Source organism: Serratia sp. MMO-28, assembly GCF_037199905.1.
GTDB lineage: Bacteria > Pseudomonadota > Gammaproteobacteria > Enterobacterales > Enterobacteriaceae > Chania > Chania oryzae.
Genome location: NZ_JBBCVB010000029.1, coordinates 57,905 through 64,326, shown reverse-complemented (window position 1 = coordinate 64,326; position 6,422 = coordinate 57,905). Strand labels below are relative to the sequence as shown.

At 52.6% G+C, this 6,422-nt stretch carries 6 protein-coding genes and 1 pseudogene; 5 read left to right on the top strand and 2 right to left on the bottom strand.

Going from position 1 to position 6,422, the window contains the following annotated elements; translation table 11 throughout:
• Positions 1-1,084, top strand: a pseudogene (locus WG891_RS21750) (IS1182 family transposase); the annotation flags it as partial.
• A 335-nt stretch (positions 1,085-1,419) separates the two neighbouring features.
• On the opposite strand, the gene WG891_RS21745 reads toward WG891_RS21750, so the two are convergent.
• Positions 1,420-3,108, bottom strand: a complete 1,689-nt coding sequence (locus WG891_RS21745) for an aspartate:alanine antiporter (RefSeq protein WP_337264449.1) — start codon at positions 3,106-3,108, stop codon at positions 1,420-1,422.
• Between the two features lie 328 nt (positions 3,109-3,436).
• Here WG891_RS21745 and WG891_RS21740 point away from each other — a divergent pair, with 328 nt between their 5' ends.
• On the top strand, positions 3,437-3,826 hold the full coding sequence (locus WG891_RS21740) for an inner membrane protein YbjM (RefSeq protein ID WP_337264448.1): 390 nt from the start codon (positions 3,437-3,439) through the stop codon (positions 3,824-3,826).
• A gap of 51 nt (positions 3,827-3,877) precedes the next feature.
• Here WG891_RS21740 and WG891_RS21735 read toward each other — a convergent pair whose 3' ends face one another.
• Positions 3,878-4,141 (bottom strand): GrxA family glutaredoxin, encoded by a 264-nt coding sequence (locus tag WG891_RS21735; protein WP_337264447.1) that lies wholly within the window; start codon positions 4,139-4,141, stop codon positions 3,878-3,880.
• 242 nt (positions 4,142-4,383) lie between these two features.
• Here WG891_RS21735 and WG891_RS21730 point away from each other — a divergent pair, with 242 nt between their 5' ends.
• The 3 genes from WG891_RS21730 to WG891_RS21720 all read left to right on the top strand — a co-directional run bounded on the left by WG891_RS21730 (position 4,384) and on the right by WG891_RS21720 (position 6,277).
• Positions 4,384-4,674 (top strand): YbjC family protein, encoded by a 291-nt coding sequence (locus WG891_RS21730; protein ID WP_337264446.1) that lies wholly within the window; start codon positions 4,384-4,386, stop codon positions 4,672-4,674.
• 56 nt (positions 4,675-4,730) lie between these two features.
• A complete protein-coding gene (rimK, locus tag WG891_RS21725) occupies positions 4,731-5,633 on the top strand; it encodes a 30S ribosomal protein S6--L-glutamate ligase (protein ID WP_337264445.1) in 903 nt (300 codons plus the stop codon).
• A 164-nt stretch (positions 5,634-5,797) separates the two neighbouring features.
• A complete protein-coding gene (locus tag WG891_RS21720; RefSeq protein WP_156292879.1) occupies positions 5,798-6,277 on the top strand; it encodes a YbjN domain-containing protein in 480 nt (159 codons plus the stop codon).
• The last annotated feature ends 145 nt before the right edge of the window (positions 6,278-6,422 follow it).

Genomic DNA, 6,422 nt, shown 5'->3' with positions numbered 1-6,422 from the left:
CTCGACCCTGAGCCAGAACCGCCTCCGCCGCTTCAACCACAGCGACGTCTTCCAGCAGATTTTTGACCACATCGTAGAACAGGCTCTCAGCCGTGGCATGGCTAACGGGCGTGTTCTCTACACTGACAGCACACACTAGAAAGCCGACGCCAACCCTCGCAGAGCAGTGAATGAAGAACGTCCGGTGGGCGTCAGTGAATATCTGGAACAGCTTGATGCTGCCGTTGAGGCCGACAGGAAGAAGCACGCAAAAAAGCCGCTGCCCGCCGTAAAAAAGATCTCCGAAAACACCATCGCCGTTAAGAACACCAAAGTCAGCACCACCGACCCGGACAGCGGCTTTATGCACCGGGACAACAAGCCGAAGGGCTTCTTCTATCTGGACCACCGCACGGTGGACGGGAAGCACGGCATCATCCTGGATACGCATGTGACACCGTGCAATGTCCATGATAGCCAGCCCTTTATCGGGCGACTTGAGCGGCAGGTAGAGCGCTTCGGTCTGGAGCCGGTGGCGGTGGGTGTGGATGCGGGTTACTTCACCGCCGCGGTGTGCCATCTGACGCAAGAAAGGGGTATCGCGTTGGTGCCCGGCTATCGGCGACCGCACAAAGATCAGAATGACTTCCAGAAAAAGCACTTCAGGTACGATGAGAAGCGTGATGTGTTGTATGTGTACCCGGCACATTACCGTTCATCCACGGCAGTGTGCCAGTGGTGTGAGCAGAGGCAGCAATGTACGCAGAACAGCAAGGCGCAGAAAACGATAACGCGGCATGTGTGGGAGGCGTCGAAAGAGGAAGCCAACAGGTTAAGGCTGACGAAATGGGTTAAGAAAATCTACGCGCGGCGCAAAGAGACGGTGGAGAGGAGCTTCGCGGATGCGAAACAGCACCATGGTCATCGATATGCGCGGTTCCGTGGGCTATCAAAAGTACAGATGCAGTGTCTGCTGGCGCTTCTTTATTGTCTTTATCGGTGGTGGAAAGCGTCTTGGGAAGGTCAGAAAGGTGCCTTGGGCGAACAGAGGTGGCCAATGACGGGGTTATGGAAAAATAGCGCGTTCGCGACCCGCGGTCGCTAGAAAAGAAGGACCCTACCTGAAAAAATGGGGTTAGTCAGCAGTCTGAAGCCTGCGAAAGCAGGTTTTTTTTCGCCTATAAAAAATGCGCCGCCATTTTGTCGCCATCGGGTAATTCATTGCATTGTAACTGATTGTTTTAAATGACACTAAAATTCAGACAACAAAAAACCCGCTAGTCTTGAACCTAAAGCGGCGGGACTAACGGGCTCCACAAATTGGGGACATCAAAGAAAAGCAGTGGCACTAATTCAGACTGTCGGCAGATTGAAAAGTTCTGGCTGTCGATAAAAAAATCAAAGATATTTTGCCTCTGAATTATTCCTTTCGCTGATAGTTCATCCCCATATTCCTGGCCATATCACGACAATGAGCGAACCTGCCAATGTTAACAAGACGTTAGCGATAGCGTAGGTGCCGGCATACCCCAACGCAGGGATATTGCTACGTGCGGTATCACTGATGATCTCCATCGCCGGAGCACAAGTTCGCGCACCCATAATGGCACCGAATAGCAGGGCACGGTTCATCCGTAACACGTAAGCACCAAACAGGAAGCAGATGATTACCGGCACCAGGCTGACGATCAAGCCAGCGATCAGCATCTGGCCGCCCACCGCCCCCAGGCTGTTACCAATGCCTGCGCCAGCACTCAGGCCAACGCCGGCCATAAATACCATCAGGCCAAACTCTTTCACCATGTTGAGCGCACCCTGTGGGATATAGCCGAACGTGGGATGGTTGGCACGCAGGAAGCCAAGCATGATGCCGGACATCAATAGACCGGCGGCGTTACCGATACCGAATGAGAAGTTGCTGAACTGAATGGTGATCTGCCCAATCAGCAAGCCGATAATAAAGAAGGCGCAGAATGCCAACAGATCGGTGACCTGGCTGTGAATGGAGATAAAGCCAATTTTCTCTGCCACGCTTTTCACCCGGCGCGCATCGCCGCTGACCTGCAACACGTCACCTTTATTCAGCACAATGCTGTCATCAATCGGCATTTCAATCTGGCTACGGATCACGCGGTTCAGGAAGCAGCCATGATCGGTCAGTTTCAACTGGCTCAGGCGTTTGCCTACGGCATTGCTGTTTTTAACCACAATCTCTTCGGTCACGATGCGCATATCCAGCAGATCGCGGTCGAACACTTCTTTACCGTTACGGAAGCTGGGATCGAGGCATGCATGGGCATCGGGGTAGCCCACCAGCGAGATTTCGTCCCCGACCTGCAGTACGGCATCACCGTCTGGGTTGGCCAGAATACCGTTGCGGCGAATGCGCTCAATGTAGCAGCCAGTTTGCCGGTAAATGCCAAGCTCACGCAGATTTTTACCGTCTGCCCAGGCAACCAGTTCCTGACCCACGCGATAAGCACGGATCACCGGCAGGTAGACTTTGCGCTGGCTGTCGGTATCCAGGCCGCGCTCGCGGGCAATCTGCTGGGCGGAGGTCGGCAGATCCTGATGCTGCAATTTGGGCAGGTAGCGTGCGCCAAAAATCAGGCTCACTAGGCCGATTAGGTAAGTCAGGGCATAACCCAGGCTCAGATGATCCTGGGCCGCCAGCAAGGCCGGGCCATTGGTAATGGTATTACGCAGCGTATCGCCAGCTCCTACCAACACGGGGGTAGAGGTCATGGAACCGGCGAGCATTCCCGCAGTCAGGCCGATATCCCAATGGAACAATTTGCCAAGGCCGATGGCGATCACCATCGCCGAGCCGACCATCACCAACGCCAGCATGAAGTAGTTTTTGCCGTCGCGGAAAAAAATCGAAAAAAAGTTCGGGCCGGCTTCAACGCCAACGCAAAAAATAAATAGCATAAAACCGAGATTCAACGCTTCGGTGTTAATAGCGAAGTGTTGCTGGCCGAGGAGCAGTGATACCACTAAAACACCAATGGAATTACCGAGTTGAATTGAACCCAGGCGGAGTTTTCCGAGGCAGAGCCCCAGGGCGAGTACCACAAACAGTAACAGGATGTAGTTACCGTTTAACAAACTAGCGACGTTTATGTTCACGTAGGATAACTTATTGTTTACCAGTAAATTCTTGATGTATAAAACTATAAGATATAAATTTACCCATAGAATATATGGATAAAAACTTATAGAAACAACCAACCAACGGAAGGCAATTAAACCGTCGCTCAGCGGCGCTTATTCTAGTCGCTCTGGTGCGCGACAGCCAGCATAAAGCTGCCCGTGTGCTCCATCGATACCTTTAACCCTCTTTTAGCCAAGGAAAAGTTCAGTCAGCGTTGCCAGATTGGCTACGCATCACCACATCGGTGACAAGGCTGTTTTGACGGTGTAGTCAGTGGTCACATCGCTAAAGGGGAGAAGTACAATGGCGAACTATCGCTACTGGGTCGGTATTCTCAGCAGTTTCCTGCTGTTCAGCCTGATTTTTTTAGCCCAGAAGGGCGGGGTTTTTAATGGGGCAGGAACGGCTAACAGTGGGGAAACGGGTCTGCTGCTGTTTGTGATCCCCGGTGTCATCGCCAGCCATCTTTCGAGTAAAAAACGTATTTTGTGCCCACTGCTCGGTGCCTTGTATGCAGTGCCACTGTGTTTTTTTATCCGCTATTTCTGGTTGATGCCCGGTTACTCATATTGGCAGGAACTGGCGTATAGCGTCAGTGCGGTATTCTGGTGCGCCTTTGGCGCCATGCTGTATCTGTTTATCCGTGTTGCCATACATGCCCTACAGCGATTTTGCCAGCGTGAAAGGCAATAGTCGTCAAAAAGGCGCCCGGAGGCGCCTTTTTGACGAGCTAACCGCGAACGGTTACTTGAACAGATTCAGGTTCTCTTTGGCATAGGCTTCAAAATCAGTGCAGCCACCAATGTGTTTCTCATCGACAAAGATCTGCGGCACAGTTTCTACCGGTTTACCGACCGTTTTTTCCAGATCGGCTTTGGAGATACCTTCAGCGTGGATATCAACATAACGGAAGTTGAAATCGTCGCGCTCTTCAGTCAGTTTTTCCGCCAACTCTTTAGCACGGACACAGTAAGGGCAGCCCGGACGTCCGAAGATTACAGCAAACATGTCACACTCCTAGTCTGTTATTCAAATCATTAACCGCTATTGTAACGACATTCCATCCGTCATAAAAAGACATCAGTAGCGTAATCACTCACGTTCCTGGTCCTTACTATGCCCGTTGCCGTAAGTAAAAAAAAGCGGGATCTGCCTGTTAGTCTGATTCATAGAACCGATTAATCACGGGGGGCTGTTGCGGCGGTGGGGAATTCACTACACTGAGCGCTACAAGTCTGGAGAGAAAAAATATGCGTTCATTCGGTGACTTACCGCGCCCGGTGTTGGTGCTTGAAGGCCTGGGGATGGTGCTGCTGGTGTTATCCTACCTGAGTACTCATGACTATGTGCGTTTGCCCGGCATACTGGCCTCACAGCAGGCAGCCGTCGGCATGATTTTTCTTGGCGTAGTGCTGATGGTTCCGGCTGCGGCCTATCTGGTTTTGCGTATGGCGCAGGGGTTCAGCCCGCTATTGCGCAACCGTCAGCCGCCGGAAAAGGTGTCGCCAGCCGATAAAAAAGACCATGGCCCGCAGGAGTGACTGCGGCCGTGGGGAGTGCCTGCCTGTGCAGGTGATAATGTCTCCTGGGGTGACGAGTGAAAATTGCCATTCTTTCGCGTGATGGTTCGCTGTATTCATGCAAAAGGCTGCGGGAAGCAGCGGAACAGCGCGGGCACAGTATCGACATCATCGATCCGCTCTCTTGTTATATGAATATCAACCCGGCGGCACCGAGCATTCATTACCGTGGCCGCCAGTTGGAACGCTACGATGCGGTGATCCCGCGTATCGGCTCTGCCATGACGTTTTACGGCACCGCCGTGCTGCGCCAGTTTGAGCTGCTCGGCAGTTATCCGTTGAATGAATCTTTGGCCATCACTCGCGCGCGCGACAAACTGCATTCGTTGCAACTGCTGGCCCGCCAGGGAATCGATCTGCCCATTACTGGTTTTGCTCATTCGCCGGACGATACCGGCGATCTGATCGAGTTAGTGGGCGGTGCGCCGTTGGTGGTGAAATTGGTTGAGGGTACGCAGGGGATCGGCGTGGTACTGGCAGAAACCCGTCAAGCGGCAGAGAGCGTGATCGATGCGTTTCGCGGCCTGAATGCCCATATTCTGGTGCAGGAGTATATCCGCGAGGCCAAAGGCAGCGATATCCGCTGTCTGGTGGTTGGGGGGCGGGTGGTTGCGGCCATTGAGCGGCAGGCAAAGCCTGGCGAGTTTCGTTCGAACCTGCATCGTGGGGGCACCGCTCGCAAAGTGCATATCACCGGCAAGGAGCGCGCCACGGCGATCAAAGCGGCGATGACGCTTGGGCTGGATGTGGCCGGGGTGGATATACTGCGCGCCGAACGTGGTCCGCTGGTGATGGAAGTGAATGCTTCTCCAGGGTTGGAGGGGGTAGAAACTACCACCGGGCTAGATATCGCCGGAATAATGCTGGAATACGTTGAACAGCGTGTTCGGCCAAGCCTTCGGCTGAAGTCGGGAAGGTGATGTCAACGGTGGCTGATGGCGCGTTTTAGCTGGCGCAATCTTGCCTTGCAAGATTCGTAATTATCTGATTAACGAATTTAGTGCCTTTGATCGTGGTATCTCGGGTGAATATTCCGTAAGCTATGCGCCTTTTCACGTTTTGAACATTGTGAGGCTGGTTATTTATGGATTCACTCATCGTCCCCGATTTGGCGTTATTACGACGTTGGCTGGATCAACTGGGTATCTCATTCTTTGAATGTGACTCTTGCCAGGCGCTGCACCTGCCGCACATGCAAAATTTTGACGGTGTATTCGATGCCAAAATCGATCTGGTTGATGACGTGATTTTGTTCTCTGCACTGGCGGAGGTCAAACCGACTGCGTTGATCCCGCTGGTGGCCGATCTGAGCCAGATCAATGCCAGTTCGTTGACGATTAAAGCGTTTGTCGATATTCAGGACGATAACCTGCCAAAACTGATTGTATGCCAGTCGTTGAGCATTGCCGTTGGCGTGGCCTACGAACAGTTTGCGTACTTTATGCAGCAGGGTGAAGAGCAGATCTCGATGGTGATCCTGGAAGCCAGGGCGAATGATCTGCTGTTTATGGGCGATGAAGAAGAGAACCCGGCTACTACTGCCCGTCAACCGATGCTGCATTGATCCCCTCTGTACATTATGCATGCCGTAGCTCCGGTGGCATGCTATACCTGTTTCCCCCAACCATTAAATATTCTGTATTTCTGTTTTTTCGCCAGATATTTATCGCTACTTGTAGCGCTATTGGCGTATCACATAAAGAACTGCT